Here is a 23198-nt window from a genome sequence, read left to right as displayed (position 1 = left end):
CGTCGGCTGGTGCTCGAGCGTAGCCGAGGGCCAGCCGACGAGACCGCTGACGAGACTGATCGCCGATGCTCTTCACGAAGCCCAGCCCCGCCTCCGGACCACGCCGCGCCAGCGTCTCGCGCCGGACCGGCGAGACCGCGATCACGGCCACGCTGGTGCTCGACGGTCGGGGCGCGAGCGAGGTGGCTACCGGCATCGGCTTTCTCGACCACCTGCTCAGCGCGCTGACCAAGCACGCCGGCTTCGACCTCGAGCTGCGCTGCGCTGGCGATCTTCAGGTCGACGATCACCACAGCGCCGAGGACTGCGCCTTGACCCTCGGCAGCGCGCTCGATCAGGCGCTCGGCGAGCGGCGCGGGATCGTGCGTTTCGGCTCGGCCTACGCGCCCCTCGACGAGGCGCTGGCCCGGGCGGTCGTCGACCTCTCCGGGCGCCCCTTCGCGGCCATCTCCCTCGGGCTCGAGCGCGGCGTGCTCGGCGGACTGGCCTGCGAGAACATCGGCCACGTGCTCAGCTCCCTGGCGGTGGCGGCACGCGCGACGCTGCACGTCGACGTGCTGCGCGGCGCCAACGACCACCACCGCGCAGAGGCGGCCTTCAAGGCGACGGCGCTGGCGCTGCGCCAAGCCGTGGCCCGCAGCGCGGGCGGCGGGCAGGCCGTGCCCAGCACCAAGGGAGTGCTCTGATGGTCCCCGACGCTCCTCTGGTCGTTCAGGTTGTTCGCACGGGCGTGGCCAACATCGCCTCGGTGCTGGCGGGGCTGCGCCGTCTTGGGGCCGAGCCCACCCTGACCGAGGACCCACGGGCAGTCGCCGAGGCGAGGGCCGTGGTGTTGCCGGGCGTCGGCGCCTTCGGCGCGGGCATGGAGCGGCTGCGCGAGGCCAAGCTCGAGGGCGTGCTGCGTGAGCGCGTCGCCGCCGGGCAGCCCACGCTGGCCGTCTGTCTGGGCCTGCAGCTGCTCTGCGAGGGCAGCGAGGAGAGCCCCGGCGTCGCCGGTCTCGGCGTCTTGCCCAGCACGGTGCGGCGCTTCTCGCCGGCGGCGCAGGGCCCACAGCCCGTGCGCGTGCCGCAGCTCGGCTGGAACGAGGTCCTGCCGCAGGCCGAGGACGGCCTGCTCGAGCGCGGCTTCGCCTATTTTGCCAACTCCTACCGGCTCGACAGCGCACCCCCGGGCTGGGCCTGGGCGCGCAGCGAACACGGCGGCCCCTTCGTGGCGGCGCTCGAGCGCGGGGCCGTGCTCGCCTGTCAGTTCCACCCCGAGCTCTCCGGACCCTGGGGCGCGGCGTTGCTCGGGCGCTGGCTCGCGCGGGCCAGCGCGACGCGCTGAGGCCAAGCAACGACGCAGGAGCACGCCGTGCTGACAGTCCGCATCATCCCCTGCCTCGACGTGCGCGACGGGCGTGTCGTCAAGGGCGTGCGCTTTCAAGGGCTCCGCGACGCCGGCGATCCGGCGATGCAGGCTGCCGCCTACGAGCAACAGGGCGCCGACGAGATCGTCGTGCTCGATGTCTCCGCCACACCCGAGGGGCGCGCGACGCAGGCCGAGACGGTGCGCCGCGTCCGCGCGCAGCTCTCGATCCCGCTCACCGTTGGCGGCGGCGTGCGCAACGCCGACAACGCCGGCACCTTGCTCGAAGCGGGCGCCGACAAGGTCGGCGTCAACACGGCGGCCGTCGATCAGCCGGCCGTCCTGACGCAGATCGCTACGCGCTACGGCGCGCAGTGCACGGTCTTGGCAATCGACGCAGCCTATCGTGACCCGCAGAATCCGGGCGCGGGCTGGGAGGTCGTCGTGCTCTCCGGCCAGCGCCGCACGGGCCGCGATGCCGTCGCCTGGGCGCGCGAGGCCGTCGAGCGCGGCGCGGGCGAGATCCTGCTGACGAGCTGGGACCGCGATGGCACGAGGGCGGGCTATGACGACGCGCTGATCGCGGCGATCGCCAGCGCGGTCAACGTCCCGGTGATCGCCTCGGGCGGCGCCGATACGCCGGCGCACCTACTGAGCGCCTTGCGGGCCGGCGCCGATGCCGTGCTCGCCGCCTCGATCTTTCACTACGGCGACACCACGCCGGCCCAGCTCAAGCGCGAGCTGGCGGCCCAAGGAATTGCGGTGCGGCAGTGATCATTCCTTCGATCGATCTGATGGATGGCCAGACTGTGCAGCTCGTCGGCGGGCGCGAGAAGGCGCTCGACGCCGGCGACCCGCAACCGCTCGCCGAGCGCTTCCGCCTGGCGGGGGAGATCGCCGTGATCGATCTCGACGCCGCCCTCGGCCGCGGCTCGAACGAGGCGCTGGTGCTGCAGCTGCTGCCGCTGGCGGCCTGCCGCGTCGGCGGCGGTATTCGTGATCTGGCCACGGCGCGCCGCTGGCTCAATGCTGGGGCGGTCAAGGTCATCCTCGGCACGGCGGCCGTGCCCGAGCTGCTGCGCGAGCTGCCCCGCGAACGCGTCATCGCCGCGCTCGACTCGATCGACGGCGAGGTCGTGGTCGAGGGCTGGCGCAAGCGCACCGGCCGCAGCGTGATCGAGCGCATCGCCGAGCTGGCGCCCTGGGTCGGCGGCTTCCTCGTCACCTTCGTCGAGAGCGAAGGGCGCATGCAGGGCATCGACCTCGCGCGCGTCGAGCAGGTGCTCGCGGCGGTGCGCGGGCTCGACGTACGTGTCACGGTAGCCGGTGGGGTGACGACGGCGAAAGAGCTCGCCACGATCGACCAGCTGGGTGCCGATGCCCAGGTCGGCATGGCCCTCTACAAGGGACAGCTCGAGCTCGCCGACGCGATCACGGCGCCGCTCCGTTCGGAGCGCAGCGACGGGCTTTGGCCGACCGTCGTCGTCGACGAGCGCGGCGAGGCCTTGGGGCTGACGTATTCCAGCGCCGAGAGCGTCCGCGCGGCCGCCAGCACGCGCAGCGGCGTCTACCACTCCCGTCAACGCGGGCTCTGGAACAAAGGCCAGACCTCGGGTGCGACGCAGGAGCTGCTGCGCATCGATATCGACTGCGACCGTGACGCGCTGCGCTTCGTCGTGCGCCAGCAGGGGGCTGGCTTCTGCCATAACGCGACCCGAACCTGCTGGGGACCGAGCGGGGGCGTGGGCGAGCTGGCGCGCCGGCTGGCGGCACGTCAGGCTGACGCACCGGCCGGCTCCTATACGCGGCGCTTGCTCGACGATCCGACGCTGCTCCGCGCCAAGCTGCTCGAGGAAGCCGCCGAGCTGGCTGCCGCCCGCGAACCGGCGCAGGTCGCGGCCGAGGCTGCCGACGTAATCTACTTCGCGCTGGTGGCGCTCGCCCGCGCGGGGGTGCCGCTGGAGCAGGTCGAGCGCGAGCTCGATCGCCGCGCGCTACGCCTGAGCCGTCGGCCGGGGGACGCCAAACCAGCGGCGGACGAGGCGCCGACCCGATGACCACCACGCTGCTGCGTACCCTCACGCCCGAGCAGCTGCCGGCGCTCGGGCGCGACGCCGTCGACGCTGCCACCCGCGCCGCCGCAGCCCGCATCGTCGACGATGTACGCCAGCGCGGGCTGCCGGCGCTGCGCGAGCACGCCGAACGCCTCGGTGACCTGCGCCCTGACGAAGCGCTGGTGATCCCGCGGGCCGCGCTGGAGGCGGCGCTTCACGGCCTCGCGCCGGCCGCGCGTGGGCTGCTCGAACGCACCGCCGCGCGCATCCGCGCCTTCGCCGAGCAGCAGCGCGCTTGCCTGCTACCGCTGACGACCGCGCTGCCGGGGGGCGCGGCCGGGCATCACGTCACGCCCCTCGCTAGCGCCGGCTGCTACGCGCCGGGGGGCCGCTTTCCGCTGCCGTCGTCAGTGCTGATGACAGCCGTGACCGCACGCAGCGCCGGCGTCGCATCGGTTTGGGTCGCCTCCCCGCGGCCAGCCACCGTGACGCTCGCCGCCGCGGCCGTCGCCGGCGCCGATGCGCTACTGGCGGCGGGCGGTGCGCAGGCGATCGCCGCGCTGGCCTACGGGGCCGGCCCAGTGCCGGCCTGTGAGGCCGTCGTCGGCCCAGGCAATCGCTGGGTCACGGCAGCCAAGGAGCTGATCGCCGGACGGGTGGCGATCGACATGCTCGCCGGTCCGTCGGAGCTGGTGGTGTTGGCCGACGCGACGGGGGATCCGGCGCTGATCGCGGCGGACCTGCTGGCCCAGGCCGAGCACGACGACGACGCGCTGCCGGTCCTGGTGACCACCGAGGCGGCGCTGATCGACGCGGTCCGCGGCGAGCTCGAAGCGCAGCTCGCCACCTTGCCCACGGCGCCGACCGCGCGCGTCGCGCTCGCCCATGGCTTCGCCGTGCTCGTCGATGATCTCTCCGCCGGCGTCGCGGTCTGCGATCGGCTGGCGCCTGAGCACCTCCAGCTCCACCTCGAGGATGCGCCGGCCGTGGCAGGGCGACTCCGACACTATGGCGCGTTGTTCATCGGCACACGCGCGGCAGAGGTTCTCGGCGACTACGGTGCCGGTCCCAACCACGTCTTGCCCACGGGTGGCACAGCGCGCACGACTGGGGGGCTCTCGGTGCTGACCTTCCTGCGCACGCGCACCTGGCTCCGCCTCGACGACGAGGGCGGGGACGCGGTGGTCGCCGACGCCGTGGCGCTGGCACGCCTGGAGGGTCTCGAGGCGCACGCCCGAGCGGCCGAGCGGCGCCTCCACGACGATCGCGCTCAGCGCTAGCAGCTCAGCGCTGGCGCTGCCGCCCCATCTGCTCGAGCGCATGGGTCACGGTCTGCAACGCCTCATCAACCAGCTTCATCTCCCGACGGAGGCCCTGGACCTCGCTCATCAGGAAGCCTACGCGGCGCGTCACCACGGCGAGGACGATCAGGGTGATCAGGATCACGGTGCAGGTCAACGCGGCGAAGATCAGCGTCTGGGGATCGAAGAGCTCTTTCATGGCGAGTCTCACTCCGGTGCTACGAGGCGGCGCAGGCGCTGGTGCTCTCGGCTGGGACTGCGGTCGGCCCTGGGACTGCGGTCGGCCGTGCCGCAGCGGGTCACGACGCTGGCAGCGTACGCGGAGCGGCAACGGATTGCGAGCATGGTAAGCTCGCTGGTCCATCGATTAGAATGGTCGTTGCCGAGCAGCGCCGCTGAACGCTGCGTGACCCGACCCCTGGAGCGCTGCCGTGGCCACCGACTACCTCTCCGCCGTCGGGGCCAACACGATTGTCGTCCATCAGCTGGATGCGCTGGCGCGCGCCCGCCTGGTCGAGTACCTGTCCCACAAGGGCTATCGCGCGCTGCCGGTCGCCAGCATCGCCGTCGCCAGTGAAACGGCGCAGCGCGAGCGCGCCGACGTCGTCATTGTCGAGCCGACGACCGCGGCTGCCGACGTCGCGGCCTGCGCGACCTTGCGGCGTGGCGGCGCCGGTCCAGCGCTGGTGGCGCTCTGCGCGCGTGGTCCTGGGGCCGAGCTCGCGCGACTCGACGAGACCGCCCGCCCCGAGCTGATCGTGCTGCAACCCGCGCCGATGCCGCAGGTGCTCGCCGCGGTCGAGGACGCGCTCCTGCGCCACGGCGCCAGCCCCACCGGAAGCGGCGACGGCGCACTCGCCTTTGCTCGCCTGCTCTTGCAGCTCGCCGTCCAGCGCCAAACGGGACGGCTGCGCCTCACCGCGCGCGGCGTGCAAACCACGATCCTCTGGCGCGCGGGCATTCCGGTCTTTGCCGAGGAGGGGAGCCTCGGTCAAACGCTCGGCCGACAGCTGCTGAGCAGCGGCAAAATCACACGGGAGCAGTTCGAGCAGGCCGTCGCGCTGATCACGAGCGACATCGTTGAGAACGAGCAAATGCGCCTGGGCGAGGCGCTGGTCGCGCTCGGGGTGCTCACCAGCGCCGAGGTGATGGAGGCGCTCGCCAAGCAGGTTCACGAGAAGATCGTCGCCTGCTTCGCCTGGGAGCGTTTTCACGCCGACTTCAGCGCGGGCGAAGACCACCTGGCCGAGGTGATCGAGTTCCCCCAAGCACTCGAGTCGGTCGTCGTCGAGGGCGTGAAGACGGTCCCCCTCGAGGCGCTCGCAGCAGGCTTGGCGCCGCACGGCGCGGGCTACGCGCTGTTGAGCCAGCACGGTTGGAACGCGTCTCGGGCCCGGCTGGGGCTGACCGCGCGCGAAGAAGCCTTCGTCACCAGCCTGACCGGGCAGCGCACCGTGAACCAGGCCTGCGCCGCGGCGCAGCTCGATCGGATTCACGCGCGGCAGGTGCTGACCGTGCTCTTGCTGCTCGGGCTGGTCACGCTGCACGACGCGGCGATCAGCGCCTCGAGTGGGCCGGGCGCGGGCGGCGGCCAGCCCGACGACGGCAGCGCGGGGCCGACGCCGGGCGCCACCATGCCCGCGGCTGCCGCGGCCGGCGACGCCCAGCCGCGGCAGCGACGCCGGAACCGGCGCGCTCGGCCCTGATGGCGCTCTTTCTGCGCATCACGGGCCGGCCGGATCACGAGGTGTTGCGGATAGCGCCCGGAGCGAGCGCCGACGAGGTCGAGCAGGCCTACCGGCAGCTCACCGACGAGCTCAAGGGTCTTGGCGCCGCGGACAACGCGAGCGCGACCCTGCAGCAGCAGCTCGATACGCTGAGCGGTCGCGCGCGCCTGGCGCGTGACCGCCTGCTGCAAGGCGCACGTATCCGGCGGCCGAGCGGCGCACAGGACAGCAGCGAGCGCCAGCGGCAGCTCGAGGCCGAACAGGCCTACCAGCAGGCCCGCGACGCGCTGACGCGCGATGACACCGCTACGGCGTTGGAGCGCTTCGAACACGCGGCAGCGCTGCATCCGGAGGCCGTCGAGTACGCCCTCGGCAGCGCCTGGCTCAAGTACAACGCGGCGGATGCGCGCGCGGCGAAGAAGCTCGGCGAGCAGGCCCAACGCCTGGCTGCTCGGCTGCTCGGCCAGCAACCGAGCAGCGCGCTGGTCAACTTGACCCTCGGCCACTTTCTGCGCCAGGAACGCAAGCTCGACCGGGCTCAACGGCACTTGCTGCTCGCGTTGGATCAAGAGCCGCGCTGGGCGGCGATCGATCGCGAGATGCGGACGCTCGAACGCCAGCGTCGTGGTCAGAGCGAGGTCAAAGGCCGCGCGAAGCGCTGACGCTCGACGCGCCGAAAGGAGATCCACTGCCGTGCCACGCAGGAATGGTCTGGCCGAGCTGCTGCTCGCAGCGCGGGCGGTCGAGCTGCGAGCGCAGCCGCCGTTTTTCACCTTCGCCTCGGGCCTGCGCAGCCCGATCTACACCGACAACCGGCTCCTGATCAGCGATCCAGCGGCGCGCCGCCAGGTCGCCGAGGCCTTCGTCGCCGCGATCGAGGCGCAGGCCTTGCGGCCGACCGTCGTCGCCGGCACGGCGACGGCCGGCATTCCTCACGCGACGCTGGTCGCCGAGCGCCTCGGCCTGCCGCTGGTCTACGTGCGTGGCGACGCCAAGGGGCATGGCAAGGGCAAACGCGTCGAAGGGCGGCTCGCCGCGGGTGCTCGGGTCGTGTTGATTGAGGACCTGATCTCGACCGGCGGCTCCTCCGTCTCCGCGGCGCAGGCGTTGCGAGACGCGGGGGCCGAGGTCGTCGCGGTCCTGGCCATCTTCAGCTACGGCATGGCGGCAGCAGCGGAGCGTTTCCGCGCCAGCGGGCTTGCACAGGCGGCGCTGGTGGCCTTCGATGAGGTCTTGCAGGAAGCCCAGGCGCGCGGTCAGCTCGCTGAGGCGGCCGTCTCGTCGCTGCTCCGCTGGCGCGACGATCCCGAGCATTGGCAGCTCGAGGTCCCCGCGGCCGCCGATGCCGCTGAGGCCGCCGCCGCGAGCCGCGACGCGGGCCGCACGGAGGCGCTGGTCGTCGCGGCCGACCTCGAGGATCGCGCGGCGCTCGAGCGGCTCGCCGATGCTGTCGCCGGCTCCGCCGGCTACTACAAGCTCAACGCCGCCTTCCTCGCCCACGGTCCGGCGTTGGTGGCTGCCGTGCGCAGGCGCGGGCTCGAGGTCTTCCTCGACCTAAAGTTTCACGACATCCCCAACACTGCGGCCAACTATGTCAGCGCCGCGGCGCGCCTCGACGTGCAGCTCCTGACGATCCACGCCAGCGGCGGGCCGACGATGCTACGGGCCTGCGTGGCGGCCGCCGATCGCGCCGCCGCCGCGGGCCTGCGGCGCCCGCGGCTCCTTGCCGTGACCGCGCTCACCTCCCTACCCGACGCCGAGCTGGCCGCCATCGGCATCGAGGACGGGCGGGCGGCGCAGGTCGTGCGGCTGGCGCGCCTGGCGCAGGCCTGCGGGGTCGACGGCATCGTCTGCTCCGTTGCCGAGGCGGCGGCGGTGCGTTCAGCGTGCGGGGCCGCCCTGCTGATCGTCACGCCCGGCGTGCGCCTGGCCAGCGGCAGCGCAAACGACCACGCTCGGGTCGACACGCCCTCCGCGGCGGTCGCGGCCGGCGCGACTCATGTGGTCGTCGGGCGACCGATCTACGAGGCCAGCGCGGCAGCGGCCGCCGCCGCCGCCATCGCCGCCGAGCTACGACAGGCCACGGCGGCACGGCCAGCGAGGACGGGATGAGGGGCACCTCCGCCGGCCGGCGGAGGTCGGCGATGGTCGAGGGGAACTGACGCGCGGAAAAGGTAGAGAATCTCGACAAAGAGGCGCGGAGTCGGCAGTTTAGTGTTGGGGCGGCTCAGCGTGACGCGTCGCCCCGGCACAGATCGCAAGCTTCGGCAGTCAGGGGCCATGCAGACCGTCGATACCTTTTCAAAGGCCTTGCTCAGCGTTCAGAGCGACGAGAAGGCCCTGAAGCGGCTGCTTTCCGAGCAACGCGGCCTGGTCGCCGAGTGGCTCGAGCACGCCCACCGCGAGCTGCGCTCGACCTTTGCGCGGCAGGACGCCGGGCGGGCGCGCGAACAAGGCGCGCTGCTGGGCGTCGTGCTGCGCGCACGGCCCGCGGATCCGCTCGGCGGACCCTTCGACGAGGCCTTCCAGCTGTTGCTGGTCGCGCTCGAGTCGAGCCAACTCGGCGATGTCCAGACGGCGCTGCCCCTGCTCGAGCGCGTGGCGCTCAGCCCTGAGGTCAGCGCCTCCCTCCGCTGGCTGGGGCGGCTTGGCCTCGCGCTGGCGCGCGCGCAGCTCGACGATGCAGAGCGTGCCGAGCCGGCGTTGCTTGAGGCGCAGCGCTTGGCGCGAGCGCTCGATCCCGTCGCCCAGGCGCTGACCGACTGCCACCTGGCCGAGTTCGAGGCGCGGCAGGGGCGCGCGCCGGCGGCGCGCGAGCGCCTGCGTCAGGCCTTGGCCCTCGTCGAGGCCGAAGGCGATCGGGGCGGCATGGCGCTGGCGTGGCTGGTCGAGGCTCGCATCCTCGCTGCCGAAGAGCTCCAGGGGGAAGAGGTCTACGAGAATACGGCGAGCGTTGCTGCGGCCCAACGCGCCGCGATGGCCGACCCGCGCTGGCCCCAGCCTGCGCTCTTTCTCGCGCGCGCGGCGATGACCAACGGCGACCTCGACGAGGCGGAGAAGCGCCTGCGTTCGATTCCGGCGAGCGCGACGGTGCGGACCTGGCTGGGGCTCGTGGCCCGCGCGCGCCGCGCCGCCATCCCCCCCTTCATCGCGGCCGAGTACATGGCGCTCCACGGGCAACCTGCGACGCGCGCGCGCGTCGAGCAATACGAGGTGTTGATCGGTCTCACCCCGGAGCTGCTGCGCTTGCGCGAGGCGCTGGCCTGGACGTTGCTCCAGCTCGGCGACCTCGACGCCGCCGAGCGTCACCTGCTCGCGCTGCTCAGCGAAGCGCTGGACGGGGATCTTCATACGGCGACGGTCGCCGCGCTAGCCTGTGTCCAGGTGGCTCGGCGCAGGAGCGACGCGCTGGTCGCCGAGCAGGTCGGCGCGCTGGAGGCCTGGACCATCGACTGGGCGGCGCGAGGCTGTCGGCGGTCCCGCGGCGCGAGCGCGAGCCGACGCGAGGGGGCGGGGCTGCGCCCGGCCGTGGACGAGGGCGCGACGACGAAGCCGACGACTGAGACCCCGGTGCTGCCCGCGACGCTGCTGGCCGCAGCCCGCAGCCAGACCTCCGAGCTCGAGTTCGCCCGCTCGTCCGCCGGCCTGCCGGCGATCACGGACTTCGCAGGACACGAGCGCACGCAGGATGACCCAGCGGTCTTCAGCGGCGACCTCGCCACCCTCAATGCGCTACAGCTGCTGGAGTTCTTTCGGACGACCAAACGCACGGGGGCGCTGCTGATCAACGCCGACTGCGGCAACGGTGTATTGCGCCTGGCCGATGGGCGACTGCTGGCCGCGCGCGCCTCGGGCTGCAGCAGCGTCGTCGAGTTGCTGCTCGCCGACGGGAAGCTCACGCACGAGCAGCTCGAGACCGCCCGCGCCCAACCGCGGACGGCGGAGCGCGGCACGATCGGGACGACGTTGCTCGCGCTCGGCTACGTCACCGAGGCCGTGCTGACCGAGGTGCTCAATCGACAGCTCAGGCAGGCGATCCGCGTGATGTTGACCTGGAACAAGGGCCGCTTCGCCTTCCGCCCGCACGTCGAGTGGGTGCTCCGCGTCGAGGGGCACGTCGCGATCGACACTCAAGAGGTGCTCTTCGATCTCGCGCTCGAGGGCCCCGCCCCCGAGTGATCACCATCCCCCGGGGCTGCTGAACCGGGGCGGCGTGCTGGCGCGCGCGAGCCGCTTGTGGCCGGCGTGCGCGCAAGGATGCTACCTTCCCGCCACCGATGCCAGACGATCACGCGCGACCCGCGCTTCGCGAGGACCCACGGCTCCCCGTCGATTGGCGCGCCACGATTCGCTGCCCTGACTGGGCCAGCGCTGAGCAGCTCGCGGCGACCAACGTCAGCCGCGGCGGGATGTTCCTGCGCACGGATCGCAGGCTCAGCGTCGGTGCGCGCGTCGAGGTCGCGGTCGAGCTGCCCGATGGCAGTCGCGTGCCGATTCAAGCGACGGTGCGCCACGTCAACGCGGCAGGGTCGCAAGCGCCCGAGGCGGAGCCAGGCATCGGCATCGAGGTCGATGCGACCTACCACAACGAGCTGGCCGCGCTGGCTGAGATCGCCCGCCTGCGCCAGGCGCCCGCCCCGCCGGCGAGCGGCCCGGCGAGGCGGCCCCTGGCGCTGGACCGCTCGCCGACGCCACCGCCGCGTCGCGCGATCTCGCTGCCCGCGGGGGCCGTTGGCGCGATCGTCGGCATCGACCTCGGCAGCGCCCTGAGCGCCGTCGCCGCAACCGCCGGTGAAACGGTCTACACGGTTCCCGATGCCCATGGCCGCACCCAGCATCCCTCGATGGTCTGCCTCGGCTGCTGCGCGGAGCGGCAGTCGGTCGTCGGCTGGGACGCCCACCGCCTGCAGCTCGACCATCCGGGTCGCGTAATCGCCGGTGCCAAGCGGCTCTTGGGTCATCCCTTCGCGGACGGCGCGCTGGCGGCCCAGCTCGCCGCGTTGCCCTACGGCTGCGAGCCCGGCCCAGATGGCGAGGCCGTGCTGATCATCGGTGAGCAGGGGGACGCGCAGGGTGCGCGCCGCGTGAGCGCGACGGAGGTCTGTGGCCTGGTGCTCGGCCACGTGCAGCGAAGCGCCGCCGAACAGCTCGGCCAGCCGATTCGCCGCGCCGTGCTCACGTTTCCCGTGATGGCCAGCCCGGCGCAGCGTGAGGGCCTGCGCCACGCCGCGCAGCGCGCCGAGCTCGAGGCGGTGGCACTGATTCCAGAGCCGCTCGCCGCCGCGCTCGCCCATGGCTTCGGTCGTGGGGCTAGCGAAGTGGTCGGCGTCTACGACTTCGGCGGCTCGTTTCAGTTCACGGTGCTGGAGTTGAGCGCCACGGCCTACCGGGTGCTCGGCACGGCGACGCTACCCGACGTCGGCGGTGATCAGCTCGATCACGCCCTGGCGGCGGCGGTGGCCGAGACGCTGCGGCGCCGCAGTGGGATCGAGCTGCCCGCGAGCGGGTTGATCTGGCAAAAGCTGCTGCAGACCTGTGAGCGCGCCAAACGCCGACTCTCCGCCGACGAGGTCACGCTGATCGACGTCAGCAGCGCCTGCCCGACGGCCGCGACCGATGCGCTCAGCCAGCAGGTTCAGCGCGAGGCCGTCGAGCGGCTCTTCCGCCCGGTCCTCGAGCGCACGCGCGCGGCCTGCGCCGAAGGGCTCCGCGCCGCCAGTCTGCTGCCCTCGCGCCTCAAGGCGATCGTGCTGGCGGGGGGCGTCACCCGCCTGCCCTTCGTGCAGCGCGAAGTCGAGCGGATCGGCCCCGTCGCTGCCGCCGGCGGAATTCAGCCAGAGGACGCGGTCGTGCTCGGCGCCGCCACCTTCGCCGCCCGCCTGGCCGGTCGCCCGACCAGCGAGGTGCGCTCGCTCAAGGTCTAGCGCCCCCGGCCTCGAGCGGCTGCAGGGCGACAGGGGCTGCGCGCTACTCGGGTTCCACCGTGCACTTCAACGGATGCCCCTCGCGCCGGGCGGCCTCGGTCGCTCGCGCGGCCTTGGTCTCCGCGAGGTCGAAGGTGTAGACACCGCAGACCCCGACCCCCTTCAGATGCACGCTCAGCATGATCTGCGTCGCCTCGGTCTCCGTCTTGTGGAAGTGCTCGATGAGCAACCCGACGACGAACTCCATCGTCGTGTAGTCGTCGTTGTGCAGCAGCACCTGGTAGAGGCGCGGCTGCCGGACCTCCGGTCGCTCTTGAAGGGCGAGCCCGCCCTCGGGAGCGGACGTCGTCTTGGTCTTCGCGCTCATCGCCGCGCCCGCTGCTCCGCCAGCCAGCGGCGCTGCAGCGCCGTCAGGCCGGCCAGACCGTAGACCTGCTGCACTGCGGCGTCGTAGCCGCCGCTGCGAGCATAGCGCACGAAGCCCAGGAAGTCGGCGTAGCTGCCGAGGCGCAGCAGCAGCCGCACCAGCGAGCAGCTCTGCGCATAGAACAGCGCGTTGAAGGGCCCGTCGGGATAGCTCTGCATCGCCAGCAGGTCGGTCAGCCGGTAGGGCTGCCGGCGCAGCAAGAACCGGCGCAGCACCTGCCCATAGTAGTCCTGCTTCTCGCCCACCTCGGCCGCGGCCGCTGCGCCTTCGTTGGCCCAGAGGGGAATCTGGCCGCCGAGCAGATCACCGAGAATCACGTGCGTGATCTCATGCGGCAAGGTGGCCTGGCGCAGCTGTCGGTCGTCCTGCGCTACGTTGACGCGCCGCGAGAGGATGCGGCCGCGATAGAGCTGCGAGGGGCGCACGAGCGTCGACCCCGCCTTGGCCTCGCCGCCGGTCATCTCGTTCATCTCATCGGTGGTCGGGAAGAGGTAGAGGTCCGCGCGCTTGAGCCACGGCGCCGGATAGCGCTCGCCGGTCCAGCGGTGCAGGAGCTGGTCGCGCAGCTGCTCGGCCTGCAAGCCCACCGCCTCGGCCGCAGCACGGTCGCGGTGCAGCACGCGGAAGTTCGGCGTCCAGTAGGTCAGCCAGGCCGCGACCGCCGCTTTGGTGCTGCCGCGCGACTCCCGCGCCAGCTCGGATAAGGTCTCCTGGGCGGCGGCGTCGGTGAAGGACGCCGAACGCTGCTGCCGCGAGCGCGGCGGACCCTCGGCAGGGCGCGACCGGGACTCGGCGCGCACGACCGGCGCGACCATCAGCAGGGCGATGAACACCGCGGCGCGGTGCAGGCGGCCAGCGCGGCGAGCGGTCACCTGGCGGTCCTCGTCGGCGCCACTTGGAGCGTGAGCGCGGGTTGGGTCGGCATCGCTCTTTGATAGCACCGCCGGGCAGGTCGCGCGACGCGCTAGCGCAGCGACCCGCCCTGTTGCCAGCCCAGCGGCGGCGGCGCAGTTGCCCCTGGCCATGCCTTCGTGGCAAGAGAAGGCAGGGATTGGGGCGAGTGCTCGCCCCGACCAGGGCCCACCCCAACGACGGAGAGCGGCCACCGTGAAGCTTAACGTCTTCATTCCCCGCGAGATCGCCTCGGGCGAGCAGCGCGTTGCCGGCACGCCGGAGACAGTGCGCCGGCTGCTGCAGCTCGGCCTCAGCGTCACCGTCGAGAGCGGCGCTGGCGAGGGCGCCTACTTCACCGACGGCGCCTACGGCGGCGCGGGCGCCGAGCTACAAGGCGACACGGCGGCGGGCTACGCCGCGGCCGACATCGTGCTCAAGGTGCGCGGACCCCTAAACAACCCCGCGCTCGGCCGCCACGAGGCTGAGCTCCTCAAACCAGGAGCCATCCTGGTCTCGCTGCTGCTCCCCCAGGATCAGCTCGACGCCGTGCGCTTGCTCGCCACGGGACGCGTCAGCGCCTTCTCCATGTACCTCGTCCCGCGCATCACCCGCGCGCAGAAGATGGACGCGCTCAGCTCGCAGAGCAACATCGCGGGCTACAAGGCCGTGCTGGTCGCTGCCAACGCCCTGCCGAAGTTCTTCCCGCTGCTGATGACGGCCGCCGGCACGGTGAAGTCGGCCAAAGTCGTGATCATGGGCGCCGGTGTCGCCGGCCTCCAGGCGATCGCCACGGCCAAGCGACTGGGCGCCCAGGTCTGGGCGACGGACGTGCGGCTGGCGGTCAAAGAGCAGGTCGAGAGCCTCGGCGCCAAGTTCATCACGGTCGCCGGAGCAGCCGACCTGCAAGACGAGGGCGGCTATGCCCGCGAGGCCAGTCCGGAGTTGCTCGCGCAACAGCGCGAGGCCGTCGGCCAACACGTGGCGGAGGCCGACGTCGTGATCACCACCGCGCTCGTCGCGGGCAAGCGCGCGCCCCTGCTGATTCCGAGCGAGTTGCTGCAACGCATGCGACCGGGCGCCGTGGTCGTCGATCTGGCGGCCGAGCAGGGCGGCAACTGCGCCGAGACGCTCGCCGACCAGACGATCGTCCGCCATGGCGTGACGATCATCGGCCCGACGAATCTGCCGAGCACGCTCGCCCAGCACGCCAGCGAGCTCTACGCGCGCAACGTGCTCGCCTTCACGCAGCCGCTGCTCGACAAGGACGGCCAGCTCGCGCTCGACTGGCAGGATGAGATCCTCACGGCCAGCGCCGTCACGCACGAGGGCGGGGTGCGTCACGGCCCAACGGCCGAGGCCCTCGCCTCCCGCTGAGGCCGAGCCCGCGCTTGCAGAGGCGAGTAGCGCTGCGACCGCTGCTGAGCCTACAATGCCACACTCGTAGCCGCATTGGGCCCGCTCGGCGGATGATCAATGGTCGTCCGCGGCCCTGCGCATGCTGCGAGCGGGGTGACGGTTCAGTCGATGGCCGAAGAGTGGAAAACCAGGATCACGGCTGTCAAGCTGCCCGAGGCGCTGGCCGGTGAGGCCTGCCTCGTCCTGATCTATCCGCCAGGCCCGCTGATGGGTAAGCGCTTCCCCCTCGGCGACAGCAGCATGTACATCGGCCGCGGCCAAGACTGCCACATCCAGATCGACCTCGACTGCGTCTCGCGCCAACACGTCTGGCTGCGCAAGGAGGGCGATCAGGTGCTGATCGAGGACCTCGACAGCACCAACGGCACCTACGTCAATGAGCGCCCCGTCAAGCGGCAGGCCCTGCGCAACAGCGACCTCGTCCAGGTCGGCAACACGATCTTCAAGTTCCTGCTCGGCGGCAACATCGAGTCCGACTACCACGAGGCGATCTATCGGATGACGATCGTCGATGCGCTGACCGACGCGCACAACAAGCGCTTCCTCCTCGACTACCTCGAGCGCGAGGTGGCGCGCTGCGTCCGCTATCAGCGACCGCTCTCGCTCGTGATGTTCGACCTCGATCACTTCAAGGCGGTCAACGACAACCACGGCCACCTGACGGGTGATCATGTGCTGCGCGAGCTGATTCGGCGGATCCATGGCCGGGTCCGCCGCGAGGAGGTGATCGCGCGCTACGGCGGCGAGGAGTTCGTGGTCGTGCTCCCGGAGGCTGGCCACATCGGCGCGCTCGAGTTCGGCGAGCAGCTGCGCCGGCTGGTTGGCACCGATCCCGTCGAATTCGAGGGCGAGCTGATCAACGTCACCGCCAGCGTCGGCGTCGCGACGATCGAAGGTGAGACGATCGACGTGCACTCGTTCATCAAGCGCGCCGACGGTAACCTCTACAAGGCCAAGCGCGCCGGCCGCAACTGCGTCGTCGGCTGAGCAGGGGCCCGCCGCCGCCGCCGCACCGGGCGGCGATCAGCCGCGCACGCCGTATTTGCGCAGCAGCTTGCGCAGATGCTTGCGATCCATCTCGGCCTCGCGCGCGGCGCGGGTCAGGTTGCCGTTGGTGCGCTGCAGCAGCCAGGCCACGTAGCGGCGCTCGAGCTCATCATTCCAGTGCTGCTTGTTGGCGCCGTAGGAGGCCTGCGGATCGAAGCTGAGATCGTGCGCCACCGGCAGCGCGGTCGAGCCGAAGGGTACGAGATCGGTGAGGCCGAAGGCGTCGGCACCCAGTTGCTTCGAGAAGTAGATCCCGCGCTCGAAGACATTGCGCAGCTCGCGCACGTTGCCCGGCCAATCGTGATTGAGCATCATCTCGAGCGCCTCGGGCGGCACGGCGCCGGCACCGGCCGCGAATTGCCGCTCGAACTCGGCGACCAGCAGCGGGATGTCCTGCTTGCGCTCGCGCAGCGCTGGGACATAGAGCGGGACCACCGAGAGGCGGAAGAAGAGATCCTCGCGGAAGTTGCCCTGCTCGACCTCGGCGCGCAGGTTCTTGCGCGTCGCGGCCAACACGCGGATGTCGACGTGGATCGGCCTATTTCCACCCACGCGGCGGAACTCGCGCTGCTCGAGCACGCGCAGCAGCTTGGGCTGCAGCTCGAGACTCAGCTCGCCCAATTCGTCGAGAAAGATCGTCCCGCCGTTGGCCTGCTCGAAGGCGCCCAGCCGCGCCGCCGTGGCGCCGGTGAACGAGCCCTTCTCATGGCCGAAGAGCTCCGACTCGATCAAGGAGCCGCTGACCGCGCCGCAGTCGACGACGACGAAGGGGCCGGCAGCGCGCGGGCTCAGTCGATGCAGCGTGCGCGCGACGAGGTCCTTGCCGGTCCCCGTCTCGCCGGCGATCAGCACGGTGGCATCGGTCGGCGCGATCTGCTCGATCAGGCCGAAGATCTCACGCATCGCCAGACTGCGGCCCACCAGCTCGCCGAGCCGTTCGTGCTCGCTCGGCAGGATCTCGATGCGGCGCTCCGCCAGGCGAAAGCGCAGGTCGATCGCGCCGATGCCGATCACCGCTCCGCTGGTCAGGTACGCTTCGCGCACCTCGGCGCCGTTGAGCCGGGTGCCGTTGGTCGACTGCAGGTCGCGCAGCAGATAGCCGCGCGGCTCCCAGATAATCTCGCAATGCTGGCGCGAGATCGCATCATCGCTGAGCACCAGACCGTTGTCGGGCGCCTTGCCGATGCCGAGCGCGTCGTGGGTCACCACGACCTCCCGCCCGCGCTCTTGGCCGTTGAGCACCACCAGCTTGTATTGGCGCAGGTGCAGCATCCGCGCGTCAGGCGTCAGCTGCCGCGTCTCCTCAGCGTAGTCCAGAGCCTCCACCGCTTCGCCCCCCTGCCTCGCTTGCCCTGGAGCAAGCCTCAAAACAACTTGCGCGCCGATCGGCTAGCAGTATATTCGCGATCAAGGGTGCATGCCGATTGGATCGACCAATTTCCGACGCAGCTCCTGCAGCCGGCGCGAGCTGTGCGTGCGCTCAATCCCCCGGTAGCCGCGCTTAAGGGAAGAACAGCCACCATGGTCATGATGCGCTCGCGGACCCTCAATGCTCTACGCACGAGCCCCGTGCAACAGAAGCGACCTGCCGGCGACGATGACGCCGACCCCGACCCGCTGCAGGCGCCGCTTACCATTGCTCGCGGGCAAAAGGGGCGCAGCCGTCGCCCCGCGCTCGCCGCCGTCGACCCCGCAGCCTCTGGCGCGGGGTTTTTCATTGGCGACAAGGCACGCGCCTTCCGCGAACGGGCCTTTCCCGCGGTCAGCGACGCCGACTGGACCGACTGGAAGTGGCAGCTCCGGCACCGCATCCGCGATCGGGAGGAGCTGGAGCGCATCTTCCGGCTCTCCGAGGACGAGAGCGGGGCGTTGGCGCGCCTCGGCGAGCGGCTGCCCGTCGGCATCACACCCTACTACGCCGCCCTGATGGACCCCGACGACGCGCGCGATCCGCTGCGGCGGACGATGGTGCCCGTCGGCGGCGAGTTCGTCGTCAGCCCGGGCGAGCTCACCGATCCGCTCGGTGAGGATCACGCCATGCCCGTACCGGGGCTGGTGCATCGCTACCCGGATCGCGTGCTCTTCCTCGTCACCAGCTTCTGCGCGACCTACTGCCGTTACTGCACGCGCGCTCGGCTGGTCGGCAAGACCGGCGAGTATCACTTCAACAACGCTCAGTTCCAGCGCGCCATCGACTACATCGCGGCGACGCCCCAGATCCGCGACGTGCTGATCTCTGGCGGCGACCCGCTGACGATGGGCGACGACCGGCTCGAGTGGCTGATCTCGAGGCTGCGCGCGATTCCGCACCTGGAGCTGATTCGCATCGGTAGCAAGGTCCCCGTCGTGCTTCCGCAGCGCATCACGCCCGCGCTCTGCGCGATGCTGCGCCGGTACCATCCGCTCTTCATCAGCGTCCACGCCATGCACCCGACCGAGCTGACCCCCGAGGTCGCCCAGTCCTGCGGTCGGCTGGCTGACGCGGGCATCCCGCTGGGCAGCCAGACAGTGCTCTCGCGCGGCATCAATGACGACCCCGAGACGATGAAGACGCTGATGCGCGGATTGGTCCGCATCCGCGTCCGCCCCTATTACATCTACCAGGCGGATCCGATCGCGGGCTCCAGCCACTTCCGCACGCCGGTAGAGACGGGGCTACGCGTGATGGAGGGGTTGCGCGGCCACACCTCGGGCTACTGCGTACCGGCCTTCGTCATCGATGCGCCGGGCGGCGGCGGCAAGATCCCGCTGACGCCCGACTACGTGGTGGGCCGCGACGGCGACGAGCTGGTGCTGCGCAACTTCAAGGGCGACACCTACCGTTATCCTGACCCCCTGCCGCCCGGCAACGATTGAGGCGGCTGGCGCTGGCGCGGCTCGCGCGCGCCAGCGCTAGAGCGGGCCAGAGATAGGGCGGGCTGAGGCGATGCAGATCGGGCTGACCTACGACCTGCGCGATGACTACCTGGCGCGGGGCTGGACCGAAGCCGCCGTCGCGGAGTTCGATCGCGGCAGCACCATCGAGGCGATCGCCAGCGCAGTCGCGGCGCACGGTCACGCGGTCGAGCGCATCGGCGGGGCCGTCGAGCTGATGCAGCGGCTCCTCGCAGGGGCGCGCTGGGATCTGGTCTTCAACCTCGCCGAGAGCTGCGGCGGCCGCGGCCGCGAGGCGCTGGTGCCCGCGCTGCTCGATGCCTACGGCGTTCCGGCCACCTTTGGCGACCCCCTGGTCTGCGCGCTGACGCTCGACAAGGCCGCGGCGAAGCGCGTGCTGCGCGACCTCGGCCTGCCGACGACGCCCTTCGTGGTGATCGCAGAGGAGCGCGATCTAGAGCGCCTCGGGCTGCCCTTTCCCGTCTTCGCCAAGCCGCTGCACGAGGGTTCGAGCAAGGGCGTGGGGCCGGACTCACGCGCCGACGACGCGGCGGCGCTGGCCCGCGTTTGCAAGCGGCTCTTGGTCGACTTCGCGCAGCCGGTGCTCGTCGAGCCCTACCTGCCGGGGCGCGAGGTTACCGTCGGCGTGCTCGGGACAGGGCCGCGCGCCGAGGTCATCGGGGTGCTCGAGGTCGCCTTGCTCGCCGGCGCTGAACCGGGCGCCTACACCTACCAGAACAAGGAGCTCTGCGAGGAGCTCTGCCAGTACCGCCTGGCCAGTGACGACGACGCCGCGCAGGCCGCACGACTCGCGCTGGCGGCCTACCGAGGCCTCGGCTGCCGCGATGGCGGGCGCGTCGATCTGCGCCAGGACGCCGCGGGAGGCTGGCAGATCATCGAGGCGAACCCGCTCCCCGGGTTGCACCCCTCGCACTCCGACCTGCCGATCGTCTGCCAGCTCGCTGGCCTGAGCTACGAGGCGCTGATCGGCCGAATCGTCGCCTCGGCCAGCGAACGCGTGCGCGACCCGGGGCGCGACGGGGCCGGCGATGGGGCCTGGCACCTCGGCCGATCAGCGGCGCCAGCAGCAGCGAGGCCTGGCGCCAGCGCCGCGAGCGCTGCAGCGCCGACGCCAGCGGCTGGTGGACCCGTGCTGATTCTTCACGACGCGCTCCCGCCCTCGGCGCGCACCGACGAGCAGGACGCGCTCGTCCAGGCCGAGGCGGTCGCTGCAGCCCTGCGGGCGGGCGGGATCGCCAATCAAACGCGAGCAGTGGGGCTCGACCTCGGGGCGCTCGAGCAAGAAGTCGCGCGGCTGCAGCCGCGGCTGGTCTTCAACCTCGTCGAGTCCCTGGCTCAGCGGGAGCGCCTGGTGCACCTCGTGCCCACGATGCTCGACACCCTCGGGGTGCCCTACACCGGCTGCGCCGCAAGCGCGATCTTTCAGACCTCTGACAAGCTGGTCGCCAAGCGCCTGCTGGCCGCCGCCGGCGTTCCCACGCCCCCTTGGTTCGCGGCGTCCGAGCTCACGCGGGGCGTCGCGCTGCCGGCCGCGCGCTACCTGCTCAAGCCGATCGCGGAGCACGGCTCGGTGGGTCTCGACCGGGGCGCCTTGGTCGACGTGGTCAGCGCCGACGAGCTGCGTCACGCCCTCGCGGCGCGGGCCGCTGCGGTCGGGCTGGCGCTCTTCGCGGAGCGCTTCATCGAGGGGCGCGAGTTCAACCTGGCCCTGCTGGCGGCGCCTGACGACGCGACGAGCTGCGCGCTGCTGCCACCGGCGGAGATCCTCTTCGAGGACTTCGCTCTCGGCGAGCCGCACATCGTCGACTACCGCGCCAAGTGGGACAGCAGCTCGCATGCATATCACCACACGCCGCGCCGCTTCGACTTCCCGGAGGGGGATGCGCCCTTGCTGACGGCGCTGAGCGACCTGGCGCGCCGCTGCTGGGCGCTCTTCGGGCTCGGCGGCTACGCGCGCGTCGACTTCCGGGTCGACGCGGCGGGGCGCCCCTGGGTGCTGGAGATCAACGCCAACCCCTGCCTCTCGCCGGACGCCGGCTTCGCCGCGGCTGCCGCTCGCTCCGGACTGAGCTTCGACGCGATGATCGAGCGCATCGTCGCCGCTGGCGGGCGGGCGCCGGCGCGCCCGGGCGGCGCGAGGTGAGCGCCGCTGCTCCAGCCAGCGCCGGCCTGGCGGGGATTGTGCTCCGCGAGGCCCCGCGCCCCGCCGACCTCGAGGGCGTGCGCGCGATCGTCACCTCGACCGGTTTCTTTCGCCCCGACGAGATCGACGTCGCCGTCGAGCTGGTGCAGGAGCGCCTCGGACGGGGCGCCGCCAGCGGCTACGAGTTTCTCTTCGCCGATCGCGAGGGCGCCAGCTTGGGCTATGCCTGCTTCGGCCCGATCGCCTGCACGCTGGGCAGCTACGACTTGTACTGGATCGCGATCGATGAGCGCTGGCGCGGCCAGGGCATCGGGCGTTGGCTGCTGCGCGAGGCCGAGGCGCGCATCGCGGCGAGCGGCGGACGCCGCGTCTACATCGAGACCTCGTCGCAGCCGCGCTACGAGCCGACCCGCGGCTTCTACAGCGGCGCCGGCTACGCCCTGGAGGCGCGGCTGGCCGAGTTCTACGCCCCGGGCGACGACAAGCTCGTCTACGTGCGCGCGGTCTGAGCGCGCCTGCGACCGAGAGGGGGACGAGCGCATGGCGCGCTGCGTGGTAGCGATTGATCAGGGGACGACGGGGACGACGGTGCTGGTCATCGACGAGGCCCTGCGCGTGCTCGCGAAGGCCACCGAGGAGCTGCCGCAGCGCTTCCCCCGACCGGGTTGGGTCGAACATGACCCGCGCGCGATCTGGCAGACGGTCGGCGCGGCGCTGGCGCGGGCGTTGCCCGCGTCCGGCTGTGCCGCGCGAACGATCGCCGCCATCGGCGTGACCAACCAACGCGAGACCACGCTGCTGTGGGAGCGCGCGAGCGGCGAGGCCCTGCACCACGCGATCGTGTGGCAGGACCGACGGACCGCCGAGCGCTGCGCCGAGCTGCGCGCGGCGGGCTTGGAGCCCCTCTATCGCCGGCGCACGGGGCTGCTGCTCGACCCCTATTTCTCCGGCACCAAGCTCGCCTGGTTGCTCGACCGCTACGATCCACAACGTAGCCGCGCGCAGCGCGGCGAGCTCGCCTTCGGCACCGTCGACAGTTATCTGATCTGGCAGCTCACCGGCGGGGCGGTGCACGTCACCGATCCGAGCAACGCCTCGCGCACCCTGCTCTTCGACCTGGAGGGGCTGCGCTGGGAGCCCGAGCTGCTGGCCCCGCTCGCTATCCCCGAGGCCCTGCTGCCCTCCGTGCGCAGCTCGTCGGAGGTCTATGGGCTGACGCAAGGCGTGCCGGGGCTCCCCGACGGCATTCCGGTGGCGGGGGCAGCGGGCGACCAACAGGCGGCGCTCTTCGGCCAGGCCTGCTTCGCGCGCGGCGACGCCAAGTGCACCTACGGCACGGGAGCCTTTCTTCTGGTCAACACGGGCGCGCGGCCGGTGCCCTCGCAACACGGGCTGCTCACGACCGTCGCCTGGCGCCTCGGCGAAGAGGTCAGCTACGCGCTCGAGGGCAGCGCCTTCATCGCGGGGGCGGCGGTTCAGTGGCTGCGCGACGGCCTGGGGCTGATCGCCCATGCTGAGGAGATCGAGGCGCTCGCCCGCAGCGTGCCCGACAGCGGCGGCGTGATCTTCGTGCCCGCGCTCGTCGGGCTCGGCGCACCACTGGCGCCCGGAGGCACGCGGGGTGATCAGCGGGCTGAGCCGGGGAACGACGGCGGCGCACCTGGCGCGCGCCACGCTCGAGGGCATCGCCTACCAGATCTGCGAGCTCGCGGAGGCGATGGCGGGCGATCTCGGGGCCGCGCTAGGCAGCTTCCGCGTCGACGGCGGCGCGGCAGCCAATGACCTGTTGATGCAGCTCCAGGCCGACTTGCTCGGACACCCGCTGGTGCGGCCAGCGATCACCGAGACCACGGCCCTGGGCGCGGCGTTGCTCGCTGGGCTGGCCACGGGTGTGTGGTCCGACCAGGGGGCGATCGCCGCGGCGTGGCAAGCCGAACGAACCTTTGAGCCGGAGGCGGCGAGCGCGGAGCGCGCCGCGCGCCTGGCGGACTGGCGCCGCGCCGTGACGCGCGCCTAGCCCCG

General features: G+C 71.8%; 19 protein-coding genes and 2 pseudogenes. 17 read left to right on the top strand and 4 right to left on the bottom strand.

The genetic code is table 11. From position 1 onward, the window contains the following. The first annotated feature begins 65 nt into the window (after window positions 1–65). From hisB to hisD, 5 genes are read left to right on the top strand one after another with little or no spacing between them, the layout of a single operon-like run. On the top strand, window positions 66–686 hold the full coding sequence (hisB, locus tag IPL40_08020; protein ID MBK8481109.1) for an imidazoleglycerol-phosphate dehydratase HisB: 621 nt from the start codon (window positions 66–68) through the stop codon (window positions 684–686). Continuing rightward, entirely contained in the window at window positions 686–1327 is a 642-nt protein-coding gene (gene hisH, locus IPL40_08015) for an imidazole glycerol phosphate synthase subunit HisH (GenBank protein ID MBK8481108.1), read from the top strand. The genes hisB and hisH overlap by 1 nt, the downstream gene beginning before the upstream one ends. 27 nt (window positions 1328–1354) lie before the next feature. Next, window positions 1355–2122, top strand: a complete 768-nt coding sequence (gene hisF / locus IPL40_08010) for an imidazole glycerol phosphate synthase subunit HisF (GenBank protein MBK8481107.1) — start codon at window positions 1355–1357, stop codon at window positions 2120–2122. Then, the gene (gene hisE, locus IPL40_08005; protein MBK8481106.1) at window positions 2119–3405 is read left to right on the top strand and encodes a phosphoribosyl-ATP diphosphatase; all 1287 of its coding nucleotides are present in this window, start codon (window positions 2119–2121) and stop codon (window positions 3403–3405) included. Before hisF ends, hisE begins: the two co-directional genes overlap by 4 nt. After that, entirely contained in the window at window positions 3402–4682 is a 1281-nt protein-coding gene (gene hisD / locus IPL40_08000; protein ID MBK8481105.1) for a histidinol dehydrogenase, read from the top strand. Before hisE ends, hisD begins: the two co-directional genes overlap by 4 nt. 4 nt (window positions 4683–4686) lie before the next feature. On the opposite strand, the gene IPL40_07995 is transcribed toward hisD, so the two are convergent. After that, window positions 4687–4902 (bottom strand): hypothetical protein, encoded by a 216-nt coding sequence (locus IPL40_07995; GenBank protein ID MBK8481104.1) that lies wholly within the window; start codon window positions 4900–4902, stop codon window positions 4687–4689. A gap of 232 nt (window positions 4903–5134) precedes the next feature. Between IPL40_07995 and IPL40_07990 the strand changes: the two genes are divergently transcribed. From IPL40_07990 to IPL40_07970, 5 genes are all read left to right on the top strand, one after another. Next, window positions 5135–6409: a hypothetical protein gene (locus IPL40_07990; GenBank protein ID MBK8481103.1), complete on the top strand. Its 1275-nt coding sequence runs from the start codon at window positions 5135–5137 to the stop codon at window positions 6407–6409. Next, complete coding sequence (locus IPL40_07985; GenBank protein MBK8481102.1) at window positions 6409–7092, top strand: hypothetical protein; 684 nt, start codon at window positions 6409–6411, stop codon at window positions 7090–7092. The genes IPL40_07990 and IPL40_07985 overlap by 1 nt, the downstream gene beginning before the upstream one ends. A gap of 31 nt (window positions 7093–7123) precedes the next feature. Beyond that, entirely contained in the window at window positions 7124–8542 is a 1419-nt protein-coding gene (gene pyrF / locus IPL40_07980; GenBank protein ID MBK8481101.1) for an orotidine-5'-phosphate decarboxylase, read from the top strand. 168 nt (window positions 8543–8710) lie between these two features. Then, window positions 8711–10609 carry a DUF4388 domain-containing protein gene (locus IPL40_07975; GenBank protein ID MBK8481100.1) on the top strand — a complete coding sequence of 633 codons (1899 nt, stop codon included), beginning with the start codon at window positions 8711–8713 and terminating at the stop codon, window positions 10607–10609. Window positions 10610–10707: 98 nt separating this feature from the next. Further along, window positions 10708–12354, top strand: a complete 1647-nt coding sequence (locus IPL40_07970) for an Hsp70 family protein (protein ID MBK8481099.1) — start codon at window positions 10708–10710, stop codon at window positions 12352–12354. 43 nt (window positions 12355–12397) lie between these two features. Here the strand turns inward: IPL40_07970 and clpS are convergent, their stop codons facing one another. Next, complete coding sequence (gene clpS, locus IPL40_07965; GenBank protein MBK8481098.1) at window positions 12398–12721, bottom strand: ATP-dependent Clp protease adapter ClpS; 324 nt, start codon at window positions 12719–12721, stop codon at window positions 12398–12400. After that, entirely contained in the window at window positions 12718–13653 is a 936-nt protein-coding gene (locus IPL40_07960) for a hypothetical protein (GenBank protein MBK8481097.1), read from the bottom strand. Before IPL40_07960 ends, clpS begins: the two co-directional genes overlap by 4 nt. A gap of 151 nt (window positions 13654–13804) precedes the next feature. Between IPL40_07960 and IPL40_07955 the strand changes: the two genes are divergently transcribed. Next, window positions 13805–15049, top strand: coding sequence for a Re/Si-specific NAD(P)(+) transhydrogenase subunit alpha (locus tag IPL40_07955; protein ID MBK8481096.1), 1245 nt, complete (start codon window positions 13805–13807; stop codon window positions 15047–15049). Window positions 15050–15199: 150 nt separating this feature from the next. Further along, window positions 15200–16078 (top strand): GGDEF domain-containing protein, encoded by an 879-nt coding sequence (locus IPL40_07950; GenBank protein ID MBK8481095.1) that lies wholly within the window; start codon window positions 15200–15202, stop codon window positions 16076–16078. A gap of 36 nt (window positions 16079–16114) precedes the next feature. Here the strand turns inward: IPL40_07950 and IPL40_07945 are convergent, their stop codons facing one another. Then, window positions 16115–17410 (bottom strand): sigma 54-dependent Fis family transcriptional regulator, encoded by a 1296-nt coding sequence (locus IPL40_07945; GenBank protein MBK8481094.1) that lies wholly within the window; start codon window positions 17408–17410, stop codon window positions 16115–16117. Between the two features lie 258 nt (window positions 17411–17668). Between IPL40_07945 and IPL40_07940 the strand changes: the two genes are divergently transcribed. The 5 genes and pseudogenes from IPL40_07940 to glpK all read left to right on the top strand — a co-directional run bounded on the left by IPL40_07940 (window position 17669) and on the right by glpK (window position 23193). Then, complete coding sequence (locus IPL40_07940; GenBank protein MBK8481093.1) at window positions 17669–18994, top strand: KamA family radical SAM protein; 1326 nt, start codon at window positions 17669–17671, stop codon at window positions 18992–18994. A gap of 70 nt (window positions 18995–19064) precedes the next feature. Then, window positions 19065–20033, top strand: a pseudogene (locus IPL40_07935) (D-alanine--D-alanine ligase). A gap of 129 nt (window positions 20034–20162) precedes the next feature. Then, window positions 20163–21176: a D-alanine--D-alanine ligase gene (locus tag IPL40_07930; protein ID MBK8481092.1), complete on the top strand. Its 1014-nt coding sequence runs from the start codon at window positions 20163–20165 to the stop codon at window positions 21174–21176. Window positions 21177–21202: 26 nt separating this feature from the next. Then, the gene (locus IPL40_07925; GenBank protein ID MBK8481091.1) at window positions 21203–21685 is read left to right on the top strand and encodes a GNAT family N-acetyltransferase; all 483 of its coding nucleotides are present in this window, start codon (window positions 21203–21205) and stop codon (window positions 21683–21685) included. Between the two features lie 31 nt (window positions 21686–21716). Next, window positions 21717–23193: pseudogene (gene glpK / locus IPL40_07920) on the top strand (glycerol kinase GlpK). Window positions 23194–23198: the final 5 nt, after the last annotated feature.

The organism is Pseudomonadota bacterium (assembly GCA_016711215.1).
Classification (GTDB): Bacteria; Myxococcota_A; Polyangia.
This window is presented reverse-complemented; position numbering and strand designations above follow the sequence as displayed.

Coding starts and splice junctions, on each gene's coding strand:
- IPL40_07985 (MBK8481102.1), top strand. CDS start 6,409: ATGGCGCTCTTTCTGCGCATCACGGGCCGGCCGGATCACGAGGTGTTG.
- IPL40_07995 (MBK8481104.1), bottom strand. CDS start 4,902: ATGAAAGAGCTCTTCGATCCCCAGACGCTGATCTTCGCCGCGTTGACC.
- hisD (MBK8481105.1), top strand. CDS start 3,402: ATGACCACCACGCTGCTGCGTACCCTCACGCCCGAGCAGCTGCCGGCG.
- IPL40_07955 (MBK8481096.1), top strand. CDS start 13,805: ATGCCTTCGTGGCAAGAGAAGGCAGGGATTGGGGCGAGTGCTCGCCCC.
- IPL40_07945 (MBK8481094.1), bottom strand. CDS start 17,410: ATGCTGCACCTGCGCCAATACAAGCTGGTGGTGCTCAACGGCCAAGAG.
- hisH (MBK8481108.1), top strand. CDS start 686: ATGGTCCCCGACGCTCCTCTGGTCGTTCAGGTTGTTCGCACGGGCGTG.
- clpS (MBK8481098.1), bottom strand. CDS start 12,721: ATGAGCGCGAAGACCAAGACGACGTCCGCTCCCGAGGGCGGGCTCGCC.
- IPL40_07970 (MBK8481099.1), top strand. CDS start 10,708: ATGCCAGACGATCACGCGCGACCCGCGCTTCGCGAGGACCCACGGCTC.
- hisB (MBK8481109.1), top strand. CDS start 66: ATGCTCTTCACGAAGCCCAGCCCCGCCTCCGGACCACGCCGCGCCAGC.
- IPL40_07975 (MBK8481100.1), top strand. CDS start 8,711: ATGCAGACCGTCGATACCTTTTCAAAGGCCTTGCTCAGCGTTCAGAGC.
- IPL40_07940 (MBK8481093.1), top strand. CDS start 17,669: ATGCGCTCGCGGACCCTCAATGCTCTACGCACGAGCCCCGTGCAACAG.
- IPL40_07950 (MBK8481095.1), top strand. CDS start 15,200: ATGGCCGAAGAGTGGAAAACCAGGATCACGGCTGTCAAGCTGCCCGAG.